Annotated in this window: 27 protein-coding genes; 13 read left to right on the forward strand and 14 right to left on the reverse strand. The window is 67.4% G+C overall.

Going from position 1 to position 25,228, the window contains the following annotated elements; all coding sequences use genetic code 11:
- Positions 1–138: 138 nt before the first annotated feature.
- A complete protein-coding gene (locus tag VH88_RS07370) occupies positions 139–2,988 on the reverse strand; it encodes a TonB-dependent receptor (protein WP_045810678.1) in 2,850 nt (949 codons plus the stop codon).
- Positions 2,989–3,229: 241 nt separating this feature from the next.
- Here VH88_RS07370 and VH88_RS07375 point away from each other — a divergent pair, with 241 nt between their 5' ends.
- Positions 3,230–4,330, forward strand: a complete 1,101-nt coding sequence (locus tag VH88_RS07375; protein ID WP_045810679.1) for a phytase — start codon at positions 3,230–3,232, stop codon at positions 4,328–4,330.
- Between the two features lie 30 nt (positions 4,331–4,360).
- Here the strand turns inward: VH88_RS07375 and arsH are convergent, their stop codons facing one another.
- Positions 4,361–5,086 carry an arsenical resistance protein ArsH gene (arsH, locus tag VH88_RS07380; protein WP_045810680.1) on the reverse strand — a complete coding sequence of 242 codons (726 nt, stop codon included), beginning with the start codon at positions 5,084–5,086 and terminating at the stop codon, positions 4,361–4,363.
- A 38-nt stretch (positions 5,087–5,124) separates the two neighbouring features.
- On the opposite strand from arsH, the gene VH88_RS07385 reads away from it, so the two are divergent.
- Genes VH88_RS07385 through arsC form a run of 3 tightly spaced genes read left to right on the forward strand, consistent with a single transcriptional unit; the run spans position 5,125 to position 6,930 of the window.
- On the forward strand, positions 5,125–5,439 hold the full coding sequence (locus VH88_RS07385; RefSeq protein WP_045810681.1) for a helix-turn-helix transcriptional regulator: 315 nt from the start codon (positions 5,125–5,127) through the stop codon (positions 5,437–5,439).
- 37 nt (positions 5,440–5,476) lie between these two features.
- Positions 5,477–6,532, forward strand: coding sequence for an ACR3 family arsenite efflux transporter (gene arsB, locus VH88_RS07390; RefSeq protein ID WP_045810703.1), 1,056 nt, complete (start codon positions 5,477–5,479; stop codon positions 6,530–6,532).
- Positions 6,529–6,930, forward strand: coding sequence for an arsenate reductase (glutaredoxin) (arsC, locus tag VH88_RS07395; protein ID WP_045810682.1), 402 nt, complete (start codon positions 6,529–6,531; stop codon positions 6,928–6,930). The genes arsB and arsC overlap by 4 nt, the downstream gene beginning before the upstream one ends.
- Before the next feature lie 41 nt (positions 6,931–6,971).
- On the opposite strand, the gene VH88_RS07400 is transcribed toward arsC, so the two are convergent.
- From VH88_RS07400 to VH88_RS07420, 5 genes are all read right to left on the reverse strand, one after another.
- A complete protein-coding gene (locus VH88_RS07400; RefSeq protein WP_017506134.1) occupies positions 6,972–7,244 on the reverse strand; it encodes an HPr family phosphocarrier protein in 273 nt (90 codons plus the stop codon).
- Complete coding sequence (locus VH88_RS07405) at positions 7,241–7,645, reverse strand: PTS sugar transporter subunit IIA (protein WP_039243956.1); 405 nt, start codon at positions 7,643–7,645, stop codon at positions 7,241–7,243. Before VH88_RS07405 ends, VH88_RS07400 begins: the two co-directional genes overlap by 4 nt.
- Positions 7,646–7,765: 120 nt before the next feature.
- Complete coding sequence (locus VH88_RS07410; protein WP_052689523.1) at positions 7,766–8,194, reverse strand: HPr kinase/phosphorylase; 429 nt, start codon at positions 8,192–8,194, stop codon at positions 7,766–7,768.
- Positions 8,191–9,801: an ATP-binding protein gene (locus VH88_RS07415; protein WP_045810683.1), complete on the reverse strand. Its 1,611-nt coding sequence runs from the start codon at positions 9,799–9,801 to the stop codon at positions 8,191–8,193. Before VH88_RS07415 ends, VH88_RS07410 begins: the two co-directional genes overlap by 4 nt.
- Positions 9,770–10,474: a response regulator transcription factor gene (locus tag VH88_RS07420; RefSeq protein ID WP_045810684.1), complete on the reverse strand. Its 705-nt coding sequence runs from the start codon at positions 10,472–10,474 to the stop codon at positions 9,770–9,772. The genes VH88_RS07415 and VH88_RS07420 overlap by 32 nt, the downstream gene beginning before the upstream one ends.
- Positions 10,475–10,729: 255 nt before the next feature.
- Between VH88_RS07420 and VH88_RS07425 the strand changes: the two genes are divergently transcribed.
- A complete protein-coding gene (locus tag VH88_RS07425) occupies positions 10,730–12,448 on the forward strand; it encodes a hypothetical protein (RefSeq protein WP_045810705.1) in 1,719 nt (572 codons plus the stop codon).
- Between the two features lie 6 nt (positions 12,449–12,454).
- Here the strand turns inward: VH88_RS07425 and VH88_RS07430 are convergent, their stop codons facing one another.
- The 3 genes from VH88_RS07430 to ahcY all read right to left on the reverse strand — a co-directional run bounded on the left by VH88_RS07430 (position 12,455) and on the right by ahcY (position 15,935).
- Positions 12,455–12,835 carry a zf-TFIIB domain-containing protein gene (locus VH88_RS07430; protein WP_045810685.1) on the reverse strand — a complete coding sequence of 127 codons (381 nt, stop codon included), beginning with the start codon at positions 12,833–12,835 and terminating at the stop codon, positions 12,455–12,457.
- 454 nt (positions 12,836–13,289) lie between these two features.
- Positions 13,290–14,510, reverse strand: a complete 1,221-nt coding sequence (locus VH88_RS07435; protein WP_082064408.1) for an NAD(P)/FAD-dependent oxidoreductase — start codon at positions 14,508–14,510, stop codon at positions 13,290–13,292.
- 33 nt (positions 14,511–14,543) lie between these two features.
- A complete protein-coding gene (ahcY, locus tag VH88_RS07440; RefSeq protein WP_017506126.1) occupies positions 14,544–15,935 on the reverse strand; it encodes an adenosylhomocysteinase in 1,392 nt (463 codons plus the stop codon).
- Positions 15,936–16,070: 135 nt separating this feature from the next.
- On the opposite strand from ahcY, the gene VH88_RS07445 reads away from it, so the two are divergent.
- Positions 16,071–16,469 carry a hypothetical protein gene (locus tag VH88_RS07445; protein WP_045810686.1) on the forward strand — a complete coding sequence of 133 codons (399 nt, stop codon included), beginning with the start codon at positions 16,071–16,073 and terminating at the stop codon, positions 16,467–16,469.
- A gap of 4 nt (positions 16,470–16,473) precedes the next feature.
- Here the strand turns inward: VH88_RS07445 and VH88_RS07450 are convergent, their stop codons facing one another.
- Complete coding sequence (locus tag VH88_RS07450; RefSeq protein WP_045810687.1) at positions 16,474–18,651, reverse strand: primosomal protein N'; 2,178 nt, start codon at positions 18,649–18,651, stop codon at positions 16,474–16,476.
- A gap of 30 nt (positions 18,652–18,681) precedes the next feature.
- Here VH88_RS07450 and fsa point away from each other — a divergent pair, with 30 nt between their 5' ends.
- The 3 genes from fsa to VH88_RS07465 are packed head-to-tail and all read left to right on the forward strand — an operon-like array spanning position 18,682 to position 20,997.
- Positions 18,682–19,335, forward strand: a complete 654-nt coding sequence (fsa, locus tag VH88_RS07455) for a fructose-6-phosphate aldolase (RefSeq protein WP_045810707.1) — start codon at positions 18,682–18,684, stop codon at positions 19,333–19,335.
- 37 nt (positions 19,336–19,372) lie between these two features.
- Positions 19,373–20,086, forward strand: a complete 714-nt coding sequence (locus VH88_RS07460; protein WP_045810688.1) for a DUF484 family protein — start codon at positions 19,373–19,375, stop codon at positions 20,084–20,086.
- Positions 20,068–20,997, forward strand: a complete 930-nt coding sequence (locus VH88_RS07465; protein WP_045810689.1) for a tyrosine recombinase XerC — start codon at positions 20,068–20,070, stop codon at positions 20,995–20,997. The genes VH88_RS07460 and VH88_RS07465 overlap by 19 nt, the downstream gene beginning before the upstream one ends.
- Here VH88_RS07465 and VH88_RS07470 read toward each other — a convergent pair.
- Positions 20,994–21,338 carry a hypothetical protein gene (locus tag VH88_RS07470; RefSeq protein WP_045810690.1) on the reverse strand — a complete coding sequence of 115 codons (345 nt, stop codon included), beginning with the start codon at positions 21,336–21,338 and terminating at the stop codon, positions 20,994–20,996. The genes VH88_RS07465 and VH88_RS07470 overlap by 4 nt on opposite strands.
- 211 nt (positions 21,339–21,549) lie before the next feature.
- Here VH88_RS07470 and VH88_RS07475 point away from each other — a divergent pair, with 211 nt between their 5' ends.
- Positions 21,550–22,497: an aspartyl protease family protein gene (locus tag VH88_RS07475; protein WP_045810691.1), complete on the forward strand. Its 948-nt coding sequence runs from the start codon at positions 21,550–21,552 to the stop codon at positions 22,495–22,497.
- On the opposite strand, the gene VH88_RS07480 is transcribed toward VH88_RS07475, so the two are convergent.
- Entirely contained in the window at positions 22,498–23,289 is a 792-nt protein-coding gene (locus VH88_RS07480; protein WP_045810692.1) for an SDR family oxidoreductase, read from the reverse strand.
- A gap of 141 nt (positions 23,290–23,430) precedes the next feature.
- Between VH88_RS07480 and VH88_RS07485 the strand changes: the two genes are divergently transcribed.
- Genes VH88_RS07485 through uraH form a run of 3 tightly spaced genes read left to right on the forward strand, consistent with a single transcriptional unit; the run spans position 23,431 to position 24,857 of the window.
- Entirely contained in the window at positions 23,431–23,808 is a 378-nt protein-coding gene (locus VH88_RS07485) for a hypothetical protein (protein ID WP_039243940.1), read from the forward strand.
- Positions 23,809–23,860: 52 nt separating this feature from the next.
- Complete coding sequence (locus tag VH88_RS07490; protein ID WP_045810693.1) at positions 23,861–24,415, forward strand: lipocalin family protein; 555 nt, start codon at positions 23,861–23,863, stop codon at positions 24,413–24,415.
- Positions 24,416–24,458: 43 nt separating this feature from the next.
- Positions 24,459–24,857 carry a hydroxyisourate hydrolase gene (uraH, locus tag VH88_RS07495; protein ID WP_052247546.1) on the forward strand — a complete coding sequence of 133 codons (399 nt, stop codon included), beginning with the start codon at positions 24,459–24,461 and terminating at the stop codon, positions 24,855–24,857.
- A gap of 159 nt (positions 24,858–25,016) precedes the next feature.
- Here the strand turns inward: uraH and VH88_RS16455 are convergent.
- Positions 25,017–25,228 (reverse strand): hypothetical protein (locus VH88_RS16455; protein ID WP_231576612.1); only part of this gene is annotated, 212 nt, incomplete at its 5' end.

Here is a 25,228-nt window from a genome sequence, read left to right on the forward strand (position 1 = left end):
GACACTAGCGCCGACCCCGCACGGGTCAACCGCTGGAGCCCATATGGGGCCGCGTTTCGACCAATTGGAGAGGCGGAAACCACGAAAAAGGGCCGGACGTCGCCGCCCGGCCCCTTCGATCATGTCTGACCGCCGCGCTCAGAGCTTGAAGCGCACACCCAGGAAGACGTTGTAGCCGAACTTCTCGTACTCATAGGTCCGCTCCTTGACGCCGTAGTAGCGCACGCCCGCGCTGTCGGTCAGGTTCTTGGCTTCGCCGAACACTTCCACCCCGTTGCCGAAGTCGTAGCTGGCGGTGAAGTCCAGCTGGCCGCGACCCTCGACATACAGATCCTTGCCGGGGTTGGTCGCGTCGATCGCCTCCAGGAAGTCGCTGCGGTGCGTGTAGGAGACGCGCGCGCTGAAGCCGTACCGTTCGTAGAACAGGGCGGCGTTATAGGTCTCGTCCGACTGACCCGGCAGCACGAAGGTGTCGCGACCGGCGAAGGCGCGGCTGGTTTTGATCTCCGCATCCGTCAGCGTGTAGTTGGCGAAGACGCCGAAGCCCGAAGCCCAGCCCGGCAGGAAGTCGAACGTCTGCTGCCAGTTGAACTCGATGCCGGCGATATGGCCGTCACGGGCGTTGCGGGCCTCGGTGACCTGGGCGACCGTGGTGGTCGGGGTCACATAGGGCACGCCGTCCGTCACCAGGGTGAAGCGGTAGTTCGACAGGTCCTTGTAGAAGGCGTTGGCCGAAATGACGCCCAGCGGACGCAGATAGTATTCCAGGCCCAGATCGACGTTGTTCGACAGGGTCGGCTTCAGATCGGGATTGCCGCGCGTCACCGTCGTGCGGCCGCTGTCGGTGGTTTCCAGAACGCGCGGAACGATGTCGGTATAGTCCGGGCGCGAAATGGCGCGGGTCAGGGCGAAACGACCGACCAGCTGATCGCTGAAGCTGTGGCGCAGCGTCAGGTTCGGGAAGAAGTCGGTTTGGTCGCGATCGACCTTGACCGGAGTCTGCACACCCGAAAGGGCCACGCTGGTCGCCGAGCCTTCAAAGTCGGTCTTCTCGACACGCAGGCCGATCAGCACATTGGTCGCGCCGACATCGAACCGGGCCTGGCCGTAACCCGCCAGAATATCCTCCTGCGCCGTATAGTCGGCGGTGATTGACTGCGGAATTCGGCGCACGCCGGCGGCCGGGTCGGGGTTGGTCGAGCCCGCGCGGACGCGATCGAAATAGTCGGTCACCAGCCCCGCATCGAACTTGAAGCCCAGATTGTAGTCGTAGTTCTGCGACGGACGATCGCTTAGCAGCGGGGCCAGGGCGCCGGCGCTGGCGGCCGCGCTCCGGTCGCGGAACCGCTCTTCATCGGCTGTGACGTCGCGGGTGCTGTATTTGGCGCCGAACTTCAGCTCGACCTCGCGGCCGCCGATCACGGTCGGCAGCGACAGATTGGTCTTGAACGCCACATCGTCCTGCTCGGTCGTGTTCGAGCGGAAGGTGTTTTCGCGGAAACTGTAGTTGTTGGCGTTCAGATAGAAGCCGGTCGGCTCGCTGAAGGCCGAATAGGTCGGATGATAGTGGTCCGCCGTGTTGTAGGACAGGGTCGTCGCGCTGGAGCGATAGACCAGCTCGTCGCGGTGCGGATAAGTCTGTTTGCTGTTGGCGAACGACAGGACGCCATCCCAGACCGCGCCATTGCCGAACGTCTGCTCGCCGCCCAGCACCAGGGTGGAGATGTCGTTTTCCTGGGTGCGGTGACGCAGTTGCTTGTAGATGCGGGCGTTGGTGAAGGTCGCGCTGGTGTCGGTCGAACCCGGCTGCAGCGTTCCGTCGCTATAGGTGAAGTTCAGCGTATTGCGGAACTCGTCGTCGCGGAACTGGGCGTAGGAGCCCTTGACCCACAGACGGATCGCGTCGCTGGGCCGCCATTCAAGCGCGCCGGTCACGGCCTTGCGGGTTCGTTCGGTCTCGTAATCCTTGAACAGGGTGTTCTCCAGACCCCAGATCTGGCCGCCGCCCTGCGCGGCGTTGCGATTGATCAGGACCCAGCCATTCTCGACGTTGTCCGGCCGGCGGTTAGTCTCGGAGAAGCTGACCGACACCAGGGCGCCGAAGGTCTGATCCGGGCCGAAGACGTTGGAGACGTTCGCGCCCGCACGATAGTCCTGGCCGCCGTAGTCGTTGTAGCTGCCGCCGGCGTAGCCGCTGACAGCCAGGCGGCGCTTGTCGAAGGGCGAACGGGTCTTGATGTCCACGGCGCCGGCGATGGAATCGGCGTCCTGGGCGGGCGTCAGGGTCTTGGACACCTCGACGCTGGAGACAATGTCCGAGGGCAGGGTGTCCAGATCGACTGCGCGGGTCGTGGGCGACACGGCCGGGATGGCGACCCCGTCCACCGACACGGCGGTGAAGGCGGCCGGCGCGCCGCGCACATTGATATAGCGCCCCTCGCCCTGGTCGCGCTGGATGGCGATGCCCTGAACGCGCTGCAGGGATTCCGCCACATTGGGGTCGGGGTAGCGACCGATGGCGTCGGCCGACAGGACGTTGACCGTGCCGTCGGCGTTCTTCTGCTGGTTCAGCGAACGGGCGACGCCGTCGGTGATGACGCCGGTCACGATGACATCGGCCACGTCGGTCGCAGACTGGGCGCCCAGCAGGATGGCGACATTGGCGTCTTCGCCCGGCGTCGTCACGACCGTCTGGCTGGTCGAGGGCAGGCCCAGATAGTTGACCTCCAGCACCATGGCGCCGCTGGCGGTCGGCAGGGTGAACTCGCCCTGGGTGTTGGTCACCGCCCGCTGGCTGGTCCCGCGCACCAGGACCTCGGCGCCCGGCAGGGGCGCGCCGGCGGCGTTGGTCACCCGGCCGTAGATCACGTCGCCGGCGGCCGCAGCTGATGCCGAGGCCACGGCGTCGACATCGGCATGGGCGGGCATGGCCAGCGGCGCCAGGATCATCGGGGCCAAGGCGGCGCCCATCAGCAGGTTCAGTTTCATGTCAGGTCCCCTTCGGCGAGCGACGTTTCGCTTCAGCCGATGGAGGGGCCGCTTAACCTTTGGCGGCGACGCGACCGCGACGATTTCGCGACGCCGCGTTCGCGGTTTTCCGACGAAACGGCGACGCTTGATCCCTTGACGGAACATCAGTCATCGAACCGACGCCGAACCGTCACGCCCACGCCGTTGACCCGCAGTCGGCTTGGTCACAGGGACACGTCCAGATCGTCCGGAGACCGACATGCGCCCTTCCCTCGCCCGCTCGCTGAGCGCCTGCGCCGCCCTGGCCCTGCTCGCCGCCTGCGCCACGCACGAGGTCGATTATCAGGGCGAGGGCGCGGGCCTCGTCGGTCCGGGCGCCCCGGTTCAGGCCGTGCTGGAAACCCCGTCGGTCGGGACGGCGGGTCAGGACGCCGCCGACGATCCCGCCGTCTGGACCAGCGCTGCGCCGGTCACGATCATGGGCCAATCCACGCCCGGCTTCGTCGCCGGCACGGACAAGAAGTCAGGCCTCTACATCTACGGGTTCGACGGCCAGATCCTGCAGTTCCTGCCCGAGGGTCTGCTGAACAATGTCGATGTGGTCGAGGGCCTGTCGGTTGGCGGCCGTCCGCAGGTGGTGCTGGGCGCCAGCGACCGCACGCCGGGCAAGACGGGCATCTCCCTCTATACCTTCGACCCGGCCGGGACGGGCCAGAACGGCGTGCGCTATTGGGGCGCGGTCGCCACCGACGTGGTCGAACCCTATGGCTTCTGCTTTGCGCGTCGCGGCGCCGAGGTCCACGCCATCCTGGTCGGGCACGAGGGCGAGCTGCGCCAGTTCGTCCTGGGCGTGGACGCCGCCGGCCAGCCCACGGCGCGTCTGGTCCGCCGGGCCGAGATCGGAACCATCTCCGAAGGCTGCGCCGCCGACGAGGCCACAGACGCCCTCTATATCAATGAGGAAAACGTCGGCCTGTGGCGCTATGGCCTGAACCCGGCGTCGGGCGGGACCCGCACCCTGATCCAGCCCATCGCCAAGGACATTCTGGTCGCCGACGCCGAAGGCCTGACCACCATCGCCGACGCCACGGGCCGCTATCTGATCGCCTCCAGCCAGGGCGATTCCACCCTCCCCGTCTGGCGCATCGACGGCGCGGCGCCCGAGTACAAGGGCCGGTTCAAGGTCGTGGACGGCGCAGTCGATGGCGTCACCGGCACCGACGGCCTGGCCGCCGCCAGCGGCCAGGTCGGCCCCTTCCCCGACGGCCTTGTCGTCATCCAGGACGACGTCAACGATGTCGGCACCCAGAACTTCAAATACGTCGACTGGCGCGACATCCGCAGGGCGCTGGGGCTGTAGCGGCCGCAATCCACGCCCCCATACGCCTATTCAAAGCGACGGCGTCGCAGAAATGGAAGCGAAAGGATCAGCGCTCGCCGCAGAGGCGCCACGGTCCTTACGCTCGCTGTAGCGATCAACCAGATAGTCCGCCCGGCCTCGGGTCAGCAGGGTGAACTTGTAGAGTTCTTCCATCACGTCCACGAGCCGGTCGTAGTAGCGTGAGGGGCGCATCCGGCCGGCGTCATCGAACTCGTTATAGGCCTTGGCCACCGACGACTGATTGGGGATCGTGATCATTCGCATCCAGCGGCCCAGTACACGCAGCTGATTGACTGTGTTGAACGACTGCGACCCGGCGTTGACCTGCATCACGGCCAGAGTGCGACCTTGGGTCGGCCGAACACCGCCGCTCTCCAAGGGCAGCCAGTCGATCTGCGACTTGAATATCCCCGTCATGGCGCCGTGACGTTCGGGGCTGCACCAGACATGGCCCTCGGACCAGATCGACGCTTCACGCAACTCACAAACCTTGGGATGGCTGGGATCGGCGTCGTCGGGTTGCGGCAGCCCGCGCGGGTCGAAGATACGGGTTTCGGCTCCAAAGCTTCTCAAAAGCCGATCCGCCTCCTCAATCAGCAACCGGCTGAATGAGCGTTCCCGCAACGATCCATAAAGCAGCAAGAAGCGGGGCGGGTGATCTAGGGACATCCCCTGCATCCGGTCCAAGGTCGGTTGATCCAGAAAGTCGGGGTCGAGAGCGGGGAAATCGGTCATGGCTTTTCCATGCCATACAATTCGTATATTCGTGAAGTATGGAATCAAAACCGGCCGTCGATGCGCTGTCTGCCCTCGCTCACGAGGGGCGACTGGCCATTTTTCGCACCCTCGTTCGTGCGGGTCCTGACGGTCTGGCGGCGGGCCGGCTGGGCGACGTCGTCGGCATGGCCGGCAGCACCTTGTCGAACAACCTTACAGTGCTGACCCGAGCCGGGCTGACGACGTCCACGCGCGATGGCCGCTCGATCATCTACAGCGCCAACTATCGACGGATGACGGATCTGCTGACGTTTCTGATGCAGAATTGCTGCGAAGGGTCGCCCGATGTCTGCGCCCCCTGGGCGATGTGATCGCCAAGGCAATGTGCTGCCAACCGCAGGTCGGATGATGTCAGTTTTCGAACGCTACCTGTCGCTCTGGGTGCTCCTGTGCATCCTCGTCGGCGTTACGCTTGGCGCGCTGGCGCCAGACGCCTTCGCGGCCCTCGCGGCGGCGCAGGTCGCGTCGATCAACCTGCCGGTCGCCGGGCTGGTTTGGCTGATGATCATCCCGATGCTGCTCAAGGTCGATTTTTCCGCCCTGGCTCAAATCGGCCGTCACTGGCGCGGAATCGGCGTCACCCTGTTCGTAAACTGGGCCGTCAAGCCGTTCTCGATGGCCCTGCTGGCCTGGCTGTTCCTGGCCGTCTGGTTTCGCCCCTGGCTCCCGGCGAGCGAGATCGACAGCTACATCGCCGGGCTGATCCTTCTGGCGGCGGCGCCCTGCACGGCCATGGTCTTCGTATGGAGCCATCTCATCAAGGGCGACGCCAACTTCACCCTGTCGCAGGTGGCGTTGAACGACGCGATCATGATCGTGGCCTTCGCGCCGGTCGTCGGTCTTCTGCTCGGCCTTTCGGCGATCACCGTGCCGTGGTCCACGCTGGCCCTGTCTGTGCTGCTCTACATCGTGGCGCCGGTCGTCATCGCCCAGATCGTGCGAAGCCTGCTGATGAAGCGCGGCGGCGACGCGCTCCACCGCCTTCTGGCCGTCCTCCAGCCGGTCTCCATCTTGGCCCTGCTGGCGACCCTCGTTCTTCTTTTCGGCTTCCAAGGCGAAAAGCTGCTGGCCCAGCCACTGGTGATCGGCCTGCTTGCGGTCCCGATCCTGATCCAGGTCTATTTCAACTCCGGGCTGGCCTACCTCTTGAACCGCGCATCGGGCGAGCAGCACTGCGTCGCCGGGCCGTCCGCCCTGATCGGCGCCAGCAACTTCTTCGAACTGGCGGTCGCCGCGGCGATCAGCCTGTTCGGCATCCAATCCGGCGCCGCCCTTGCGACGGTTGTCGGGGTGTTGATCGAGGTGCCGGTCATGCTGTCGGTCGTCGCCCTCGTGAACCGCACAAAGCCTTGGTATGAATCCGGCGCAGCCGTGCGGCGCGCCCAGCACAGAGACGCGCAATGACCGTCACCATCTATCACAACCCGAACTGCGGCACGTCGCGGAACACGCTGGCCATGATCCGCGCCTCTGGTGAAGACCCGGTCGTCGTCGACTATCTGGCCGTGGGCTGGTCGCCGGATCTCTTGCGTTCGCTCGCCGCGCAGATGGGCATGCCGATCAAGGCGCTCGTTCGTGAAAAGGGCACGCCGGCCGGCGAACTCGGCCTGCTCGAAGATGACGCAAGCGACGACCAGATCATCTCCGCCATGATCGCCCACCCCGTCATCGTCAATCGCCCCATCGTGGCGACGTCGAAGGGAACGCGGCTTTGCCGGCCATCGGAAGTGGTCTTCGAACTTCTCGACAACCCGCCGCCGAAATTCACCAAGGAAGACGGCGAGGTCGTTTCGTCGGTCTGAAAATGCGCAGCAGCGGCCGCGACCAGTACGGACGCCGCTGGCTACTGATCCTCGTCGAACTTGCGCGCGACCAGATCGGTCAAGGCCTCCATCGCCTCTTCGGCGTCCGGCCCTTCGGCGGAGACGTCGATGCTGCAGCCGATGCCGGCGCCCAGCATCAGCAGGCCCATGATCGAGCGGGCGTCCACCGTCACGCCGTCGCGGGTGACGTGGATCTCGCTTTCGAAGCTGGAGGCCAGTTTGACGAACTTTGCCGAGGCGCGGGCGTGCAGCCCGCGCGTGTTGCAGATGTTCAGGGTCGCGGTGACGGTCATTTTTCGCCTGCGAGCACCCAGGACGCGACAGAGATGTATTTGCGCCCGGCGTCCTGTGCATGGGCCACGCAGGATTCCAGCGTCTCGCGCCCGCGCACGCTGGCCAGTTTGATCAGCATGGGCAGGTTCAGCCCGGCGATGACCTCGGCGCGCGTCTGTTCCATCACCGAGATGGCCAGGTTCGACGGCGTGCCGCCGAACATGTCGGTCAGCAGGATGACCCCTTCGCCGTCGTCCACGGCCGCGGCCGCATCGACGATGTCGCGGCGCCGACGCTCCATGTCGTCTTCCGGGCCGATGCAGATGGCCGCGACGCCGCGCTGCGGGCCGACCACATGCTCCATGGCGGAGAGAAACTCGGACGCCAACCCGCCGTGGGTGACGATCACCAGACCGATCATGAGGACTTCACTCGCATCCCGCCCCGAACCGTCCCAGGCATTCCCCCGCCCGGCAAGGGAGGCCGGACGCCGCCCTCTATGGACCGCAAGGGGCGTGTCATAGACCCGTCTTTCGGGGTTTCAAAGCGTCTCCAACGCCGCTGCGACCACATCGACGGCCGAGGCGGGTCGCGGATCCAGCGTCAGCAGGGGCAGATCGACCCCCGCGAAAGCCCGTGTCTGCGGCTCCGGAAGCCGTTCGACCCCTTCCGCGCTACAGGCGACAGCCAGCGCCACGCGACAGACCGGGCGTGTTCTGGCGGCCACGATTCCGAGGCCGCGCACCTCGATCCGACCGGCGATGGAGGCCGGCGCTGACGCATGAACAGCCCCGTCCGAGGCCCAGACCTGGGTGTAGTCGTCGCTGACCAGGCGCCAGCCGCGCCCGATCAGCCGCAGCGCCAGATCGCTCTTGCCCGCGCCTGACACCCCCAGGATCATCACCCCCCGCCAGGCCCCGCGCCGGCGCACGGCGACGGTGGTGGCGTGGACCGGCTGGCCAGGGCTCACGACCAGCGGCCGACCGCCGGGAAGACGATCTCGAACCGCGCCCCGCCTTCGGCCTTGTTTTCGGCGTGGACGCGACCGCCATGCGCCTCGACGATCTGACGCACGATGGACAGCCCAAGGCCCGAGTTGGAGCCGAACACCGCCCCCTTGGGCCGCGAGGTATAAAACCGCTCGAACACCGTCTCCAGGTTCTCGGCCGGAATGCCCGGCCCCTGGTCCTCGACCCGCACACGGATCGGCAGATCGTCCCCGATGTCCTCCAGCGTCACCCGCACCACGCCGCCTGCGGGGCTGAACGAGCGGGCGTTGTCGATCAGGTTGCGAAACACCTGACCCAGCGGCCCGTCGCGCCCCATGACCCGCAGGGCCTGTTCGGGCGCCGTCAGCAAGACCGGAATGTCGCCCGGCTTGGCCGTCGTCTCATAGACGCCGACGATATCGACCAACAGACGGTTCAGATCGACCGGCCGCGGCCGATCGCGCGACAGCTCCGCATCCAGCCGCGAGGCGTTGGAGATGTCGGTGATCAGCCGGTCCAGCCGACGCACGTCCTGCTGCAACAACGCCGTCAGCTTCTCGCGGTGCGCATCGGTCTTGACCAACGGCAGGGTCTCCAGCGCCGACCGGATCGAGGTCAGGGGGTTCTTGATCTCGTGCGACACATCGGCCGCGAACCGTTCGATGGCGTCCATCCGCGTCGACAGGGTGTCGGTCATGGATTCCAAGGATCGCGCCAGATCGCCGATCTCGTCCTTGCGATCCTCAAGATCCGGCAGGGAGATGGCGCGCGCGCGCTGAAGTTTCACCTGATCCGCCGCCGCCGACAGCCGCATGATCGGCCGCGCCACGAACAGATGCAGCAGCAGCGATCCCAAGAGATTGACCCCCAACGCCACCAGGGCGAACGGGAACAGCGCCTGCCGCTGAGCGCCCAGGATTTCATCCACGTCCCCGGATTCGACGGTCAGCACGCCCAGCACCTGACGCACATGGCGCACCGGAATGGAGACGGAGACGACGCGGTCGCCGGATTCGTTGCGACGCAGGGTCGATTGGGGCGAGCCGTCCAGCGCCGCCGCCACCTCCGCCGCCAGTTCGCTGTCGGCGCGCGCGACCCGGCGCTCGGACAGCAGATTGGCCTTGGCGGCGTCCTCGGTCGCCGTCCCCGCCGGCTGCGCGTCGGGCAGTGGCCGCCCGCCGATGGCCTCGGTCACCTGATAGCTGTCGACCAGCAACAGGCCGTTCACATCATACAGTCGCACCCGCTGGCCCGCCGGGATGAATCGGTCGGTCAGCCAGATCGACGCGCGGATGGGGTCCAGTTCAGGCGTCGGTTCGCCTCGCGTCACGCCTTCTTCGCGCAACACATTGGCCAGCAGCTCGGCCTGGACCGTCAGCGATTCCTGACGCGCCTCGATCAGGCCCGGACGCCATTCATTGATCGCCAACGCCCCGCCGAACAGGATCAGCAGGCTGAGCAGATTGAGCACCAGGATGAAGCCGCCCAGCCGCGATCCGCCGAAGCGGAACAACGGCCGGCGCTGGGGCTCCTCGTCGGGCTCGCGCCCGCCCGGTTCAGCTCTCGCGGTAGCGGTAGCCGACGCCATACAGGGTCTCGATCGCGTCGAACTCATTGTCCACGGCGCGGAACTTCTTGCGCATCCGCTTCACGTGGCTGTCGATGGTGCGGTCGTCGACATAGACCTGATCGTCGTAGGCGGCGTCCATCAGGTTGTCGCGGCTCTTCACGAAGCCGGGACGCTGGGCCAGGGCCTGCAGCAGCAGGAACTCGGTCACCGTCAGCTTGACGGGCTTGCCGTCCCAGGTCGACTCGTGGCGCGCCGGGTCCATCGACAGCTTGCCGCGCTTGATCGCCCGGCCCGAGACTTCGGCCGCCGTTTCCGGCTCGCCGCCGTCAGCGCCCGTGCGACGCAGCAGCGCCTTGACCCGCTCGATCAGCAGACGCTGGCTGAAGGGTTTGTGGATATAGTCGTCGGCGCCCAGGTTGAAGCCCAGGATCTCGTCGATCTCCTCGTCCTTGGACGTCAGCATGATCACCGGAATCTGCGAGGTCTGGCGCAGACGACGCAGCACCTCCATCCCGTCCATGCGCGGCATCTTCACGTCCAGGATCGCCAGATCGGGCGGCGAGGATTCCAGCGCGGCCAGACCCGAGGCCCCGTCGTGATAGGCGGTGATCTTGTGGCCATGGCTTTCCAGCGCCAGCGAAACGGACGCCACGATGTTCTCGTCGTCATCGACCAGAGTGATGTTGGCCAAGGGTGTCTTCTCCTGAACTTTACGTTCCCGCGAGCAAGAACGCACAGCAAGCGTAACCGTTCGATCTCGGTCACATTAGGGCTAGAGCGTTTCGGGCCGAATGAAAATCGCCTGCAACCCGAAAGCGGTTCGGTGACAGCCAAATGGTCACGGCGGCGCCTCTTTTCAACGCGCACTTGCCGTCCTTCCGGCGTGCACAGAAACATTCCGGCTTCGAAAACCTCGCCTTAAAGGCTTGGGATGCAGGATCGGCCCATGGCGGGTCCGATCCATTACGAAGTCTATGTCCGCAAGAGCGCCCCGTCGTCGTGGACGCTGCTGATCGCGACCGAAGACCGCAAACACGCCATCGAGACCGCCGAGGAGCAGCTTCGGGACCGTCTCGCCATCGCCTCGCGCGTGACCAAGGAGACGCTGGATCCCGAGACGATGGAGTTCAGCTCCCTGACCATCCTGACGCTGGGCGCGCCGGAGGAGCGAAAGAAGAAGGTCGCCGACAAGGCGGTCCCGCCGGCCTGCAGCAGTCCGGCCGAACTCTATTCGCCCCATGCTCGCACCCTGATCGGCCGGGTGCTGGAGGACTGGCTGAAACGCGAGGGCGTGACCGCCTTCGAACTGCTGCATCGCCCCGATGTGGCCGAACGGCTGGAGGCGGCCGGGGTCGAGCTTCAGCACGCCATCCAGAAGGTCGCGGTCCCCGAAAGCCAGGCCACGGGCCAGGAGGTGCACGGCGTCGTGCGCCACTACCAAAAGCTGACCGAACAGGCGATGGCGCGGCTGCGCAAAGCCGGGCGCGACGGCCTGTTCCCCACGCTGGACGACCGTTCCATCGCCGATCTGGCGCATCGGCTGACCGGCGCGCCGGATCGGGCGCTGCGCATGGGCGGGGTGGTCGCCGGCGCGCTGAAGGATCGGCGCGGCGCCCGTGATCGCCTGACCGTGCTGATGGATTTGATGGACGCCGCGCCCGCCGACGGCCCGCCGCGCGCCCTGGTCGTGGTGGTGGTCGAGCAGATCGTCGCCGAAATGCTGGCCGTGCGCACCAACCTGACCGAGATTCTGGGCCCGTCGCTGGACCAGGGCGCCAATCTGGCGGCCATCGTCCGCATGGTCGCGCCGGAGGAGATGGACGCCCTGTTGCGGATGGACCCGCGCCTCGCCCTGATGATGCCCCAGGTCGAGGGACCGGCCGCGCGCCTGGGCCTGCATCTGGCCTCGGGCGAGTTTCCGCTTCTGGCCGCGTCCCTGGCCCGTCTCGTCACCCGCGACCTGACCAGCCAGCGCCGCCTTCGGCCCCACGATCCGGTCGGAGAGATCGACATCCTGCGTCTTCTGGCCATGGCTCTGACCGCCTCGGCCGGCCGTTTGCTGACGCTGGAAGAGGTCCAGACCGCCTTCGTCGAACGCTCCAAGAGCCTGGTCACGGCCGATTTCGTCGGCGCCTACGTCAACCCCTGCCCCACGGTTCTGGCCGAGGCCGAGCAGCTGACCCGCCTGTGCGAGAACGTCACCGGCGGAGCCAACAAGCGCGCCGCCGCGCGCTGGCTCAGCGCCTGTATCGGCTCGCTGCGTTTCGAAACCGAAATCCGCCAGTCCGTCCCGGGCGGCCCGACCGCCTCGCACAAGCTCGCGACCCTGGCCCGTCTTCAACGCTCGGTTCAGGCCGCGCATCTGGCCGATCACGACCAGACCCAGATCATGGACGCCATCGGCGCGGTCGGCGCCAATCTGGAGGCCGACGCCCATCTGATCGCGCAGATCGTCCGCGCCCAGGCGGCTGCGCCTCAGAAGCTGACAGCCCTGCTGAAACTGGCCACCGGTGAAGCCGGCCCGCTCGGCCCCGTCGCCGACCGTGCCCGCGCCGAGGCCATCAAGCTGCTGCGCTCGCCCGACGTCCGCACCGCCCTGACCGCCGCCCCGCAAAACGTCGCGGCGTTGAGAGGCCTGATGCAGCAGGCGGGCCTGGCGGCCTAGCCGACCTCAGTCGAAGATATCGAAGATGCTGTCGCGCTTCTTTTTCTTGTAGCGATAGTCGTCGTCGCGATGCCGGTCGTCGCGATATTTGTCGCTCCGGTAGCCCCGATCGTCGCGATACGGCTGCGACGCCCCGCCGCCCCACGGTTGGGCCTGAGGGTGAGCATGAGGCTGGGCATAGGGCTGAGGCGGCGGCGCATAGGCCTGCGGCGCGGGCACGACCGGGGCCGTGGCGTGGCCCTCCTCGACTGCGGCGGCCATCAGCTTTTCCAGCTCGCCACGATCCAGCCAGACGCCCCGGCAGTCGGGGCACATGTCGAACTGAACGCCGTTGCGCTCCAGCGTCTGCATGGCGGCGTTGTCGTTTGGGCACATCAGAAGAGGCATGTCGGGCTCCGATCGAAAAAGAATGGGCGGTCGATGCGACAGGCCAGGAGGGGAAAGCTTCGCCGCATCGACACGCCCGTGCGGTCCGACATCGCGTCACACGATCCGGCGCAAGGAAGGGGGACGCCGGACCGCGAGAACGCCAGAGGGGCCCGTTCCGCCTCATCAAGCTAGGCGCCGTCGCCGCCCGCCGCCATGCGTCGCGGGGCCGCAGGGGCTTGGGCCGCCCCTGCCATCCTATCGACGATGACGATTGCGCGCCTTTACCGGGCCTTACGATCGACCAGCGACCCTTTGCCGGTCATGGTCGCAAACCGTGTTAGAGTGGCGCCCCGGTCTTTGACATCTTCGCGCGCCGCCAGAACCCGCGCCGAATTAGACAGATTAGACGAATTAGACGGTGTTTTTGTCAGCGGACCCGCTGGCCGATGTGCACGGATTGCACTCGAAAATTCTAGCAGACCTGCCCGGCGGCCCAGCCCGACGACCAGGCCCACTGGAAATTATAGCCGCCCAGCCAGCCGGTCACATCGACCGCCTCGCCGATGAAATACAGCCCCGGCACGGTCTTGGCCTGCATCGTCTGCTGGTCCAGCGCGGCCGTATCGACCCCGCCCAGCGTCACCTCGGCGGTCCTGTAACCTTCGGACCCCACCGGCTTGACCGCCCAGGCGTTGACCGCCTGATCCAGTCGCCGCAGCACCTTGTCCGACAGGTCCGCCAGATTGCCCGCCGCCCCTTCGCGCTGGCACAGGCTCTCGGCCAGACGACGCGGCACGATATGGCCCAGCGCGGTGTGGACGGCCTGTTTTCCGTTCGACGCCTTGGCCGCCTTCAACTCCTCGAACACGTCGCGGCCCGGCGCCATCGAGGCCACCACCGCCTCGCCCTCGCGCCAGTAGGAGCTGATCTGAAGAATGGCCGGACCCGACAGGCCGCGGTGGGTGAACAGCATGGCCTCGTGGAAGCTGGCCTTGCGCGCCTTGGCCCCTTCGGGCGCCGAGGCGACCGAGGCGTCCACCGCCACCCCCGCCAACGGCGTCAGCGTCTCCAGCAGTCCCGCCTCGAATGTCAGGGGGACCAGCGCCGGCCGGGTCTCGGTGACGCGAATGTCGAACTGGCGCGCGACCTCATAGGCCCAGCCGGTCGCCCCCATCTTGGGGATCGACTTGCCGCCGGTCGCCACGACCAGCGACGCCGCCGTGACCTGTGATCCGTCCGACAGGATCGCCGTGAAGCCCTCGCCGGATCGTGCGATCCGCTCCACCCCGGTCTTCAGGCTCAGGGTCACGCCCGCCGCCGCCATGTCGTCGGTCAGCATACGGACGATCTGCTTGGCGCTGTCGTCGCAGAACAGCTGGCCCAGCGTCTTCTCGTGCCAGGCGATCCCGGCCCTATCGATGCGCTTGACGAAATCGTGCTGGGTGTAGCGGCGCAGGGCCGAGGTCGCGAACCGGGGGTTCTCGCCCAGAAAGTTCGCCGGTCCGCAGCCCAGATTGGTGAAGTTGCAGCGTCCGCCGCCCGAGATGCGGATCTTCTCGCCGGGCCGGTCGGCATGGTCCACGACCCTGACCCGGCGCCCGCGTCGCCCGGCCTCGATGGCGGCCATCATCCCGGCCGCGCCGGCCCCGACCACCAGGACGTCGACGAGGGCGTCCGAAGACGCCCTCGTCACTTGGAACCTCGCGGTTCCAGCCTCGGGGAGAGCTTAGTAACGGTAGTGATCCGCCTTGAACGGGCCTTCGACCGGCACGTTGATGTAGTCGGCCTGGTCCTTGGTTAGGACGGTCAGCTTGGCGCCCAGCTTGGCCAGGTGCAGCATGGCGACCTTCTCGTCCAGGTGTTTGGGCAGGGTGTAGACCTTGTTCTCGTACTTGTCGGCGTTGGTCCACAGTTCGATCTGGGCCAGCGTCTGGTTGGTGAAGGACGCCGACATCACGAAGGACGGGTGGCCCGTGGCGTTGCCCAGGTTCACCAGGCGGCCTTCCGACAGCAGGATGATCTTCTTGCCGTCCGGGAACTCGACGTGGTGGACCTGCGGCTTGATCTCGTCCCACTTGAAGTTCTTCAGGCCGGCGACCTGAATCTCGGAGTCGAAGTGGCCGATGTTGCAGACGATGGCGTTGTTCTTCATCTGCCGCATGTGGTCGACAGTGATGACGTCCTTGTTGCCGGTCGTCGTCACATAGATGTCGGCGCGGCCGGCGGTGTCGTCCAGCGTCTGGACCTCATAGCCTTCCATCGCGGCCTGCAGGGCGCAGATCGGGTCGATCTCGGTCACGATCACGCGGGCGCCGCCCTGGCGCAGCGAGGCGGCCGAGCCCTTGCCCACGTCGCCGTAGCCGCAGACCACCGCGACTTTTCCCGACAGCATGACGTCGGTGCCGCGACGGATCGCGTCGACCAGCGATTCCCGGCAGCCGTACAGGTTGTCGAACTTGGACTTGGTGACGCTGTCGTTGACGTTGATGGCGGGGAAGGGCAGCTCGCCCTTTTCGGCCATCTGATACAGGCGATGAACGCCCGTGGTCGTCTCTTCCGAAACGCCGCCGATGGCGTCGCGGATGGCCGAATAGAAGCCCGGCTTCTCAGCCAGATAGCGCTTCATGACCTTGAAGAGAGCCTCTTCCTCTTCGTTCTGCGGGTTGGCCAGGACCGAGATGTCCTTCTCGGCCTTCGGACCCAGCACGCACAGCAGGGTCGCATCGCCGCCGTCGTCCAGGATCAGGTTCGGATAGCCGCCGTCGGCCCATTCGAAGATCTTGTGGGCGTAGTCCCAGTACTCTTCCAGCGTCTCGCCCTTGGTGGCGAAGACCGGCGTGCCGTTGGCGGCGATGGCGGCGGCGGCGTGGTCCTGGGTCGAGAAGATGTTGCACGAGGCCCAGCGCACTTCGGCGCCCAGGGCTTCCAGCGTCTGGATCAGGACCGCCGTCTGGATGGTCATGTGCAGGCTGCCGGCGATGCGGGCGCCCTTCAGCGGCTGGCTGGCGCCGAACTCGTCACGCAGGGACATCAGGCCCGGCATTTCGGTTTCCGCGATCTCGATTTCCTTGTTGCCCCAATCGGCCAGGGTGATGTCGCGAACGATGTAGTCGGTCATGGCTTGGGCTCCTGGCCGCAATGAGTTTGGGCCCTCATAGCCCGGCGCGCGCCGAGTATCAACAAACACATAAAGATATCCTTATGCGATCTAGGCTCAGCAGTTTCTTAAATCCTGGCCGGTAGAGAGTTCGCCATGGAACGCCGCGCTCTTCTCGGTCTCGCCGTCGTCGCGACGGCCGCCGCCTCGACCTCCGCCCGCGCTTCGAGCGGCGGCGCGGCGCCGTCGGCCGACACCTATATCCGCCTGCCGGTCATCACCGCCTCGATCCTTCAGGCGAACGGACGTCGGGGCGTGCTGACCATCGAAACCGGGGTCGACGTGCCCGATGCGGCCCTGCGCACCCGCGCCCAGCAGTCTGCGCCGCGCCTGCGCGCCGCCTACAACACCGCCGCCCAGCGCTTCGCCAACGGCCTGCGCCCCGGCGTCGTGCCCGACATCGACCAGCTGTCGGCCGCGCTTCAGGCGGCGACCAACGCAACCCTGGGCCGCCCCGGCGCCCGTCTGCTGCTCGGCACAGTGATGGCCGTCTGAGACTTCACAAGAACGAATAGGGGTCCACGTCCACCGTCAGGCGGACGGAGCCCGGCACCTTCACCCGCTGGAGCCAGGAGCGCAGGAAGGCCTGGAGGTTCACGTCCCGGTCGGCCCGCACCAGCAGCCGCTTGCGCCGCCTCCCCCGCACCAAAGCGAGCGGCGCATCGGCGGGGCCATAGACCTCCAGCCGTTCGGCGTTGGGAATAGCCTGGGCCAAGTCGTTCGCCGTCTTCTCGACCGCAGCCGCATTCTCGCTGGACAGGATGATCGCCGCCAGCCGGCCATAGGGCGGCAGGGACGCCGCCTCGCGCTCGGCCATTTCCGCCTCGACGAAGGCGTCGCGATCGCCGGCCGCCAGAGCTGTCAGCACCGGATGCTCGGGCGTCCAGGTCTGAAGCAGCGCCCGCCCCGGCCGATCCGCGCGCCCCGCCCGGCCCGTCGCCTGGGCCAAAAGCTGATAGGTCCGCTCGGCCGCGCGCAGATCGCCGCCGCGTAGCCCTAGGTCCGCATCCACCACGCCCACCAGCGTCAGGCGCGGGAAGTTGTGGCCCTTGGCTGCGGCCTGCGTCGCCACCAGAATGTCGATCTCCCCGTCCGTCATCTTCTGGATCAGGGCGCGCGCCGATCGGGCGTCCGGCGCGGTGTCGGAACTGAAGACCGCCGTGCGCGCCTCGGGGAACAGTTGGCGCACCTCTTCCTCGACCCGCTCGACCCCCGGCCCGACCGAGATCAGCGAGTCCTCGGCCCCGCACGAGGGACACAGCTTGGGCCGCGCCATCGAAAAGCCGGTCAGGTGACAGACCAGTCGCCCGGTGTAGCGATGCTCGACCAGCCAGCTGTCGGTGTCCGGCGCCGTCAGCCGATGGCCGCAGGCGCGGCACAGGACCACGGGCGCATAGCCGCGCCGATTCAGGAACAGCAGGGTCTGCTCGCCGCGCGCCAAGGTTTCGCCGATGGCCAGGCGCAGCGGCTGCGACAGCCAGGTTTGCGGATCGGGCGTGTTCTGCCGCAAATCCAGCAGGGCGATGTCCGGCAGGACCGCCGTCCCGTGCCGCGCGCCCAGCCTCAGCCAGTCGTAGCGCCCGCTCTGCGCGTTCCACAGCGTCTCCAGCGACGGCGTCGCCGAGGCCAGGACAACCGCCGCCCCCTCGATCCGCGCCCGCGCCACGGCCAGGTCGCGGCCGTGATAGACCAGGCCTTCCTCCTGTTTGAACGAGCCGTCATGCTCCTCGTCCACGACGATCAGGCGCAGATTGACGAAGGGCAAAAACAGGGCCGAGCGCGCCCCGACAACGATGTTGCAGCGCCCGGCGACGACCGCCTCCCACACCTGGCGGCGGCGCGGCGGGGCGACGCCGGAATGCCATTCGGCCGGGGCGGCGTCGAACCGCGCCGTGATCCGCTCGATCAGGGCCTGGGTCAGGGCGATCTCGGGCAGCAGGATGAGGATTTGCGCGGCTGGATCGGCCCGCAGCACCCGCGCGATGGCCTCCAGATAGGCCTCGGTCTTGCCCGACCCCGTGACCCCATCCAGCAGGAAGGGGCGGAAGCCGCCGCCGGCCACGCCCTCCGCCATCGCCGTCGCCGACGCCGCCTGGTCGCCGTTCAGCGCGGCGGGGGCGTGGTCGGGATCGGGCCGGTCGAACGCCGCCTCGGCCGCGATCTCGATGATCTCCAGCACGCCCTCGTCGATCAGGCCCTTGACCACGCCCGACGACACGCCCGCCGCCCGCGCCAGGTCGGCCGGCGGCATGGCGCGATCACCCAGGGCCTCCAGCACGCCTGTGCGGGCCGGGGTGGCGCGCGAGGGCGACCGTTCGCCCACCCGACGCACCCGGCGTTCCGGCCGGGGCCGGGGCGCGCGCAAGCCCTTCAACGCCGTCGCCGCCATCTCGCCGGGCGCCGACAAGGTCCATCGTCCGGCCCATTCCACGAAATCCATCACGCCCGCCGGCAGGGGCGGATCGTCCAGGCGGCTGTCGATCGCCTTCAGGCGCCGGTTCGATCCCGTCGTCTCGAACACCTCGGACACCACGCCCCGGATCAGGCGCGGCCCCAGCGGCACGGCGACCTGATCGCCCCGCGCCAAATCTCCGCTGGCCAGGCTCAGCGCCTCGGGAACCTCGTAGTCGAAGGCCTCCGGCACCGGCAGGGGAATGAGGACCGAGGCGACTTTCACCGAACTGCGCCCTCGGCTATGAAGCCGCCCATGAAACTCTTTCTCGATACCGCCGACGTCGCCGTCATCAAGGACATGGTCCCCACCGGAATGGTGGATGGCGTCACCACCAATCCGTCGCTGATCGCCAAGTCGGGTCGGAACATCGCCGAGGTCATCGCCGAAATCTGCGCCCTGGTCGAGGGGCCGATTTCCGCCGAGGCCGTCTCGCTCGATTTCGAGACCATGGTCAAGGAAGGCGACAAGCTGGCCGCCATCGCCCCGAACGTGGTGGTGAAACTGCCCCTGACCTGGGACGGCCTGCGCGCCTGCCGCGTCTTCACCGACAAGGGTATCAAGACCAACGTCACCCTGTGCTTCTCGGCCGCCCAGGCGCTGCTGGCCGCCAAGGCCGGCGCCACCTTCGTCTCGCCGTTCGTCGGACGTCTGGAAGACAATGGCGCGGACGGCATCGGCCTGCTGGAAGAAATCCGCGTCCTGTATGACGTGCACGGTTTCGAGACCCAGATCCTGGCCGCGTCCCTGCGCAATGTGGGTCATGTCGCCGCCGCCGCCGTCGCCGGATCGGACGCCGCCACCTTCGGCGCCGACACATTCAAGGCCTTGGTGAACCACCCGTTAACCGACAAGGGTCTTGATGCCTTCGTGTCGGACTGGGCCAAGACGGGTCAGTCTATTCTGTAGCATCGCGGTTCCCGGAGAGGTCTGTTTGAGCGGCTCATTGGACCTTTTCGAAACGTCGGAATCGGACGCAACGCCCCATATCGGCGACGGCTTGCATTGGCCCGACGTGCGCGGCTGGCTCCAGACCCATCCCCAGACCCTGCTGGACGATCGCTCTCTGCTGGAAGAGATCGGCCTGCGTCCGCACGGTCGCAATGTGGTCGAGTTCGGCGCCGCCGCCCTGACGCGGCTGGAGGCCGTGGTCGAGCGCGAGACCGGCGCCCGGCGCGAGATCGAACTGATCGCCCGCGCCAACTTCGCCGCCCAGACCCAGACGCACGTCGCGACGCTGGACCTGATGGAGGCCAAGAACCATTCCGACCTGGCCCGGCGACTGGATGCGGCGGCGCAGGGGCGGTTCGGCTTGGCCGGCGCCGCCATCGCCCTGGAAAAGCCCGGCGGCGTACCCTTCGGCTGGCGCGCCTTGGAAGAGGGCGATGTCGACAATCTGCTGGGCGAGCACGGCCTGACCTGGCTGGGCCCGATGATCTCGGGACTGAATTTCTTCGGCGCGGCCGAGGATCAGGTGCGGTCCATCGCCCTGGTCCGCATGGCCCCGCACCTGACGCCGGGTGGACCGCCGCGCCCCTGCATCTGCGCCTTCGGCTCGCCCGAGCCTGAAGGCTTCACGCCTAATATGGGCTGCGAACTGGCCGCCTTCCTGGCGCGAGTGACGGAGCGGATGGCCGAGCGATGGCCGGTTCTGAACTGACCGCCTCCGACGCCCTGCGCGCCTGGCTGGACCATCTGGCGCACGAGCGTCGGCTGTCGCCGCGCACGCTGGAGGCCTATGGCCACATCGGGCGGCTCTATGTCGCCTTCCTCGAACGCCATCGCGGCGAGACCCTGTCGCTGAAAGACATGGGCACGATCACCGCCGCCGAGGTGCGCGCCCACATGGCCGAGCGACGATCCGGCGATCACCCACTGGCGGCCCGGTCGCTGAGCCAGAGCCTGTCGGCCATTCGCGGATTTCATGCCTTCCTCGATCGGCGGCTGAACACGCCCGCGCCGCAGCTGGCCCTGGTGCGCGGCCCCAAGGTCAAGCCGTCCCTGCCCCGGCCGGTGACCGAGGATCAGGCGCGCGGGCTATTGGCCGAGCCGGACGCCGACCCCGACGCCGAACCGTGGGAGGCCGCGCGCGACCGGGCGGTGCTGACCCTGCTCTACGGCTGCGGCCTGCGCATTTCCGAAGCCATGTCCCTGACCCGCGCAGATGCGCCGCTGGGCGAGACGCTGCGCATCGTGGGCAAGGGATCCAAGACGCGGATCGCGCCGATCCTGCCCGCCGTGCGCGAGGCGGTGGACGCCTATCTGGCCCTGCTGCCCTTCCCGCTCCAACCCGCCGACGCCCTGTTCCGCGCCCGACGCGGCGGCCCCTTAAGCCCCCGTCATGTCCAGGCCTCGGTCCAGAAGCTGCGCGGCCGGCTGGGCCTGCCCGAACGCACCACGCCTCACGCATTACGCCACAGTTTCGCGACCCACCTGCTGGGCGCCGGCGCCGACCTGCGTTCCATTCAGGAACTGCTGGGCCACGCTAGCCTGTCGACGACCCAGAAATACACCGGCGTCGACGCCGATCGCCTTTTGAACGCCTATGCGGCCGCCCATCCCCGCGCCTAGCGACGCGGCGCGGGCGGAGCCGGCGGCGCGCCGACGTCGGGCTCGGACGGCATCAGGTTTCGACCCAGCGCCCGTTGATCCGGCACGGCGTAGCTGATCGGCAGGGGACAGTTCTTCTGGTCGCGCCGGTCCAGCAGCAGATAGCGCCGGACCTGCCCGTCATCGAGCGAGCGATCCAGCGTCATGGCGCCGACGTGGCCTTGGCGAGCCTGCATCAGCGGATCGCCGCAGCGATGCATGTCCTCTCTCGGTGCCGACACAACGCCAAGATCACGGCTGGTGATCGCGCTGGACGACGCCGCCGCAGGGTCGGACAGGGCCAGCATAAGCAAGGTCAGCATCGCATCCTCCTGTTTCAGCTGGGAAGCTACGCCGACAACCCCGGATTGACCAGACGGCGACGAGCGCCGGGCGGGAAGGCGCAGCCGCGCCGAGACACGACGGACAAGAATATGTCTCAGGCTCTTCGCCGAATGAGCGTAGCGTGCCCAGCCCTGGCGAAGGCTTGAGGAGGACAGGCAAGTGCGGCCAGGGATTGGCGAAGGATCGAGCGTGAAAACGTCGCGGCGCAAGACGCTGGGCCTGCTGGCGGCTGTTCCTTTTGTATCCGCCCAGACCGCCGTCCCGGCGGACCCGCCCGATCAGGTCCGGCTCTTGCAAAATCTGCTGACGCGGATGGGCGTCGGCGTGCGGCTGAACGGAAGCGTCCAGCAGATCTTCGTCATCGACACCGGCGCCGAGCGAAGCGCGGTCTCGGCCGAGCTGGCCCAGGCCTTGGCCCTTCCGCCCGGCCGCCCCGTCGTGGTGCACGGGATCACGGCGGCCGAGGTCACGCCGACCGTACAACTGGCGCAGATCGAGATCGGACGCCGACGCTTCACCGACCTGACCCTGCCGGTCTTTCCGCGCGACGCCCTGGGCGCCGACGGCCTGCTCGGTCTGGACTTGCTGTCCCGCTTTCGCCTGACGCTGGACGTCAACGCCCGCCAGGTCGCCCTGTCTCAGTCAGGCTCGACCAGCATCGCGCTGACGACCAGCCCCGACGCCACGCGGCCCCAGCAACAGGACGTATTGGTCGCCGGTCGTCGCGGTCGCTTCGGTCAGCTGATCCTGACCCGGATCGAGGTCGCGGGCGTAGAGGTCGCCGCCTTCATCGACAGCGGCGCGGAATATTCGATCGGCAATCTGGCCCTGATGCAGGCGATCGACATCGGCCAGGCCGCCGCCCCGTCCGAGCCTGTGCGCATGGTCGGCATCGTCGGCGGCGCGGTGACGGCCCGCACCGGCACGACGCCCGCCCTGCACATCGCGGGACGATCGCTGGGACCGACCCCGCTGCTGTTCGCCGACCTGCATGTGTTTCAGGTCATGGACCTGATCGACAAGCCGGCCCTGCTGCTGGGCGCCGATATCCTGAGCCGGTTCAGCCGCATCACCCTGGATTACGGCCGCAGCCGGGTGGCCTTCGGCGGCGTGCTGCGCCGTCGTGCGCCCAGCTGATCAGATCGCCTTGATCGCCCCGCCGTCCAGCCGGATCAGAGAGCCGGTGACATAGGCCGCCAGCGGACTGCACAGGAAAGCGGCGGTGGCGCCGAACTCCTCGGTCGTGCCGATGCGGCCGACGGGGATGGATTTGACGGATTCGGCCCGCGCCTCTTGCGGCGTCGTGCCGGTGCGCTCGGCGGTCGCCTGGTCCAGCCTTTCGATCCGCGGCGTATCGATCCGCCCCGGCAGCAGGGTGTTGACCGTGACACCGTCCGGTCCGACCTCGTTGGCGAGCGTCTTGGCCCAGGCCGCGACCGAGGCCCGCAAGGTGTTGGACACGCCCAGCGCCGCCGACGGCTCGACCACCGTGATCGAGGCGACGTTCAGGATCCGCCCCCAGCCGGCCGCCCGCATGCCCGGCAGCACCCGATCGGTCAGGCGGAAGATCGACAGCACCATCGACTCGAAATGATCGCGCCACACCGCCGCCTCTAGCCCCGACACGCCCGACGGCGGCGGCCCCCCGGTGTTGTTCAGCAGGATTTCGATCGGCCCGCCCAACAGATTCTCGGCTCGATCCACCGCCTTCAGCAGCGCCTCATGATCCGCCAGGTCCGCCGCCGCCACGACCGCCTTGCCCGGTCCGGTCGCGTTCAGCGCATCCGCCACGGCCTGAAGCTTTTCCGCATCGCGCGACAGCAGGGCGACATGCGCGCCCTCGGCGACCAGGGCCGTCGCCACGGCGCGACCGAGGCCGGATGAGCCGCCGCAGATCAGGGCGCGCTTGCCGTTCAGTTTCAGGTCCATGGTCGATCTCCGGCTCCGGTTTCCAGCTTCGCATATCGGACGCCGGCCCGTCCGGCGCAACGCGGCGTTAACCGACGCGGCGCACCTTCGTGTCCGAGCGGCCGCCAGCACCCGTTTGGACAGGCCGGGAAGGGCCCGCCCATGCCGACCAAGATGACCTCCAGCATCCGCCGCCACAGCGATCATTTCGAACCACAGGACACCGATCCGCACGAGCAGCGTCGCCTGCGCGGCCAGTTGGAGCAGATCGACTACGCCGCCTATGTCGCCAACAAGGAGGTGATCGGTCACGCCCTGAACGGGGTGGACGCCGCATCGCTGCAAAAGCTGGCGGTCATGACGGCGACGGCCCGCGCCAAATGGGTCGCGGAATCGCTGCGTCTGGCTCATTCTGGCTCGGCCGTCACGCCCGATCAGGTCGCCCGCCTGACCGCCGCCCGCACCGCCTTCGACGAGCTGGCCGAGGCTTATGAGGCGCTGCGCCGCATCATCGAACGGGGATACGTCGCCCTGAGGTGACCGCGTCGCCGGCATGTGCGGAACCGGGCGCCCTCGTCCTCGTTCTGCGGCCATGAAAATCGCTCGCATCGCTTCCATGGCCCTGATCGCCGGCGCCGCCCTGACGCTGGGCGCCTGCGCCACCCTGCAACGCGGTCCCGTCGGCAACGCCGCCGTGCCCCAACCCGCCAAGCCGGTCGATCTGAACCGCTACGCCGGCCTGTGGTATGAGATCGGGCGCTACGAGAACGGGTTCGAGCGCGGCTGCGAAGGGGTGACCGCTCAATATACGGTGCGCGATGACGGCCTGGTCGGGGTGTTGAACACCTGCCGCCAGGGTGCGGTCGACGGTCCGGAAAAGACCTCCGAGGGCAAGGCGAAGATCGTCGAGGGCAGCGAAAACGCCAAGCTGAAGGTGTCCTTCTTCGGCCCCTTCTATGTCGGCGACTATTGGGTGCTGGACCGCGCCGACGACTATTCCTGGTCCATCGTCGGCGAGCCGTCGGGCCGCTACCTCTGGCTGCTCAGCCGCACGGCGCAACCTTCGGCCCAGACCCGCGAGACCATTCTCAACCGCACCCGCGCCCTTGGCTATGACCTGACGCTGGTCCGGCCGACCCAACACTGATCACCGGCTCGCGCCGCCCCGAAGCCACCTTCAAGGATCATCCATGCGTATTGCAACGCTCGCCGCCCTGTCGGCCCTTCTGGTGTCCGCAGGATCGGCCTCGGCCGAGACCATTTCGACCCACGTCCTGGATTTGGCGCGCGGCGTCGGCGGCCGCGACGTGCCCGTCACCCTGGCGATCAAGGACGGCGACGGCGGCTGGCGACAACTGGCGACCGCGCGCACCGACGAGAACGGTCGCGTCCGCTCGTTCGGCGATCAGATCACGACCCAAGCGGCAACCTACAAGCTGACGTTCGACATGTCGCAATACGGCGACAAGGACGCCCAGCCCTTCTTCCCAGAGATCGACGTGGTGTTCCAGGTCCGCGACCCCAGCATCCACTATCACGTCCCTGTCGTCGTCAGCCCCTACGGCTACAGCACCTACCGCGGCAATTGAGCCAGGGAGCGGGCCGATCGGCTTGTATCTCGGGTCTGACTAGGAACGCCTGGTGGAGCCGAGGACCAGAAAATTAGTGTCCTGAATTGTCCCGCCTTGTTCACCAACTCATTGGTATATTGACTGAATTTCAGACCAGTGATTTCAACCTGTTCCACGTCATCCGGTGCAATTCGCGTGCAGTTTTAGGGTGGCTTTTAGGGTGGGGCAGGGAGCGGCGATCAGCCGGAATGAATGGCCAAGGTAATTCAGAAACTGAGCGCGCGCCGTGTGGCAACTGAAACCCGTCTTGGGCCCCATGGGGACGGCGGAAACCTCTTTCTCATAGTCAAGAAGACTAAGCGAGGCTGATCTTCCCCCGTAAAAGTGGA

It is taken from the genome of Brevundimonas sp. KM4, from assembly GCF_000964075.1.
In the GTDB taxonomy this organism is placed as follows: domain Bacteria; phylum Pseudomonadota; class Alphaproteobacteria; order Caulobacterales; family Caulobacteraceae; genus Brevundimonas; species Brevundimonas huaxiensis.

Excerpts from the sequence above, each read along its gene's own strand:
- VH88_RS07370 (WP_045810678.1), bottom strand. The coding sequence starts at position 2,988 with ATGAAACTGAACCTGCTGATGGGCGCCGCCTTGGCCCCGATGATCCTG.
- VH88_RS07375 (WP_045810679.1), top strand. The coding sequence starts at position 3,230 with ATGCGCCCTTCCCTCGCCCGCTCGCTGAGCGCCTGCGCCGCCCTGGCC.
- arsH (WP_045810680.1), bottom strand. The coding sequence starts at position 5,086 with ATGACCGATTTCCCCGCTCTCGACCCCGACTTTCTGGATCAACCGACC.
- VH88_RS07385 (WP_045810681.1), top strand. The coding sequence starts at position 5,125 with ATGGAATCAAAACCGGCCGTCGATGCGCTGTCTGCCCTCGCTCACGAG.
- arsB (WP_045810703.1), top strand. The coding sequence starts at position 5,477 with ATGTCAGTTTTCGAACGCTACCTGTCGCTCTGGGTGCTCCTGTGCATC.
- arsC (WP_045810682.1), top strand. The coding sequence starts at position 6,529 with ATGACCGTCACCATCTATCACAACCCGAACTGCGGCACGTCGCGGAAC.
- VH88_RS07400 (WP_017506134.1), bottom strand. The coding sequence starts at position 7,244 with ATGACCGTCACCGCGACCCTGAACATCTGCAACACGCGCGGGCTGCAC.
- VH88_RS07405 (WP_039243956.1), bottom strand. The coding sequence starts at position 7,645 with ATGATCGGTCTGGTGATCGTCACCCACGGCGGGTTGGCGTCCGAGTTT.
- VH88_RS07415 (WP_045810683.1), bottom strand. The coding sequence starts at position 9,801 with ATGGCGTCGGCTACCGCTACCGCGAGAGCTGAACCGGGCGGGCGCGAG.
- VH88_RS07425 (WP_045810705.1), top strand. The coding sequence starts at position 10,730 with ATGGCGGGTCCGATCCATTACGAAGTCTATGTCCGCAAGAGCGCCCCG.
- VH88_RS07430 (WP_045810685.1), bottom strand. The coding sequence starts at position 12,835 with ATGCCTCTTCTGATGTGCCCAAACGACAACGCCGCCATGCAGACGCTG.
- ahcY (WP_017506126.1), bottom strand. The coding sequence starts at position 15,935 with ATGACCGACTACATCGTTCGCGACATCACCCTGGCCGATTGGGGCAAC.
- VH88_RS07445 (WP_045810686.1), top strand. The coding sequence starts at position 16,071 with ATGGAACGCCGCGCTCTTCTCGGTCTCGCCGTCGTCGCGACGGCCGCC.
- fsa (WP_045810707.1), top strand. The coding sequence starts at position 18,682 with ATGAAACTCTTTCTCGATACCGCCGACGTCGCCGTCATCAAGGACATG.
- VH88_RS07465 (WP_045810689.1), top strand. The coding sequence starts at position 20,068 with ATGGCCGGTTCTGAACTGACCGCCTCCGACGCCCTGCGCGCCTGGCTG.
- VH88_RS07470 (WP_045810690.1), bottom strand. The coding sequence starts at position 21,338 with ATGCTGACCTTGCTTATGCTGGCCCTGTCCGACCCTGCGGCGGCGTCG.
- VH88_RS07480 (WP_045810692.1), bottom strand. The coding sequence starts at position 23,289 with ATGGACCTGAAACTGAACGGCAAGCGCGCCCTGATCTGCGGCGGCTCA.
- VH88_RS07485 (WP_039243940.1), top strand. The coding sequence starts at position 23,431 with ATGCCGACCAAGATGACCTCCAGCATCCGCCGCCACAGCGATCATTTC.
- VH88_RS07490 (WP_045810693.1), top strand. The coding sequence starts at position 23,861 with ATGAAAATCGCTCGCATCGCTTCCATGGCCCTGATCGCCGGCGCCGCC.
- uraH (WP_052247546.1), top strand. The coding sequence starts at position 24,459 with ATGCGTATTGCAACGCTCGCCGCCCTGTCGGCCCTTCTGGTGTCCGCA.